The following is a 2,269-nucleotide window of genomic DNA, read 5'->3' as shown; positions in this document are numbered from 1 at the left end:
GTTGCCGGCGGGGTGAGCAATGAAAGCGGTGTGTTCGTAGTGCCTTACGAGCCGGCAAAGGTCATTGCACGCATCAGCTACGTGGGCTACAAGACCGTTTACCGAACCTTCTCAACCGAGAATGCAGGCACTGTCCAGCTTGCACCCGATGCCTTACAGCTGAAAGGAGTGACCGTCAAGACCGTCCGACCACAGTACAAGATGACACGGGGAGGCATGACAATCGACATTGAACACTCACTGTTGGCAAAGATGGGTACCGCAAATGACGTTTTAGCGCAGTTGCCTCGTGTAAATGTTGATGCTAATGGAGGTGTTACTATTTTTTCCAAAGGTTCACCGGAAATCTACATTGACAACCGACTAATACGTGACAAGCAGGAACTCACAACCTTAAAATCCACTGAAATAAAAAACATTGAGATTCTAACAAACCCAGGCGCACAGTACAATGCGTCTGTTCAATCAGTTATCCGCATCCATACAAAAGGGATAAAAGCTGACGGACTGAGCGTAATGACAGCAGTAAATGCCAAGAACAACAGCAAGTGGGGCGGTTTTGAGGAAGTTAATGTGAAATACAGAAAAGGCGGACTTGAAGTTTTTACAGATGTCACAAGCTCTACACGATATGAGGGTGAACGCAATACTGTCAGCAGCAAACTGCTTCTCCCAGACCATACCATTTACCAAGAACAGCTTGCCAATACTGATTTCCGAGCCTCGTTCTTCCTCCCCAAAGCCGGTTTCAGTTATGATATTACACCAAAACATTCTATTGGTGCTTCCTATTCGCTGGTCAAGTCTATAGTAGGAAAAGGAGAATGTGTGAACAACTACCAGAAGGTATGGAAAGATAATGTTTTGACAGGAATTATCCAGCAGAATCTTAATATAGACATCTTCAACGGTCCTGACCATACCGCCAACCTTTACTATATAGGAAAAGTAGGGAATATGGACATTGTCTTCAATAGTACAGGTATATGGAAGAAAGACGGACGCAGGGATAACTGGACAGAAAACAGCGACGATCTGCCCTCCCGCAAAGTGAATACAGAGAATGAACGACATATAAGAATGTTGGCATCCAAGCTCATTCTCAGCTATCCCATTGGTAAAGGAAAAGCAGAAATTGGGACCGAAACGACAAATACCCACTCCCATTCCATCTATAATAACCCGGAGAAATATGTCGACGCATCGGACAACACTGTTGTAGAAAAAAGCATTGCACCTTTTATTGACTATTCACTGCCATTGGGAAATTGGACAGTTGAGGCAGGATTACGCTATGAGTACACATCGGCACTCTACCGCTCTTTCGGCATAAAGGAGGATGAACCAAGCCGCACTTATCATGACTGGTTCCCCAACCTTTCTGTTTCCTGGAATAAAGACAAGTGGTCTCTACAGATGAACTATGCTAAACACATCAGCCGCCCTTCCTATAGAGACCTAAGAAGCAACGTTCAATATGTCAATCGGTTCACCTATGAAGCCGGCAACCCCTATCTGCGACCAACCATAAACCACTGTATCGGATTCAGCATAGTACACAGCTGGCTAAGTCTGGACATAGATTATTCTTACAATAAGGATGCCATTGTCTACACGTCAAGGCTCTATGACGGAAAGGAAATAGCACTTATACAAAACCAGAACTTTCACCATACACAGAGCCTCTCAACCTCCTTTGTAGCTTCACCTAAGTTCGGATGGTATCAACCTACATTGGAGATTGACTTCCTTAAGCCATTCTTCAATACACGAAAGTATGGAAGTACAGAAGACCTACAAGACCCATTTGTCAGCATAAAGATGAATACCAAACTTGTCCTTTCGACCAACAGCTTTATAACTTTGGACATGAAATATAATTCCGAGGTCTGTACAGACTTCGTAAAAACCAAGGCATCTGGTACCGTTGATGTGGGATACACTCTCTCCTTCCTGCACAAGGCGCTGCTTCTTAATGTATATGCCATAGATCTCTTCAAGACAAAACGGGACGCATGGACGCAGTATGGACAGAATGTTATCAATACCAAGGACTGCTATAACTGCATACGCCGCATAGGAATCACTCTCACCTATAACTTCAATGCAAAACGAAGCAAGTACAAGGGAACAGGCGCAGGTAATGCAGAGAAGAGCCGACTGTAGTTATCTCCAACTATTGAAAAGAACTATGAGAAAGTATATTATATCCATGCTTTGCGTTCTGAGCTTACAACTGCATGCCCAGCGCATCACCCGACAGTACAAC

The 2,269-nt window shown here is 44.2% G+C and carries 1 protein-coding gene; it reads left to right on the top strand.

Annotated features, from left to right (window positions below; all coding sequences use genetic code 11):
• Positions 1-2,166: TonB-dependent receptor domain-containing protein (locus tag HMPREF9141_RS08635; protein ID WP_007368311.1), on the top strand; the 2,166-nt coding region annotated here is incomplete at its 5' end.
• Positions 2,167-2,269: the final 103 nt, after the last annotated feature.

This window comes from Prevotella multiformis DSM 16608 (assembly GCF_000191065.1).
In the GTDB taxonomy this organism is placed as follows: domain Bacteria; phylum Bacteroidota; class Bacteroidia; order Bacteroidales; family Bacteroidaceae; genus Prevotella; species Prevotella multiformis.
Note: the sequence above shows the minus strand (reverse complement) of the source record. Positions and strands in the feature narration are given on the sequence as shown.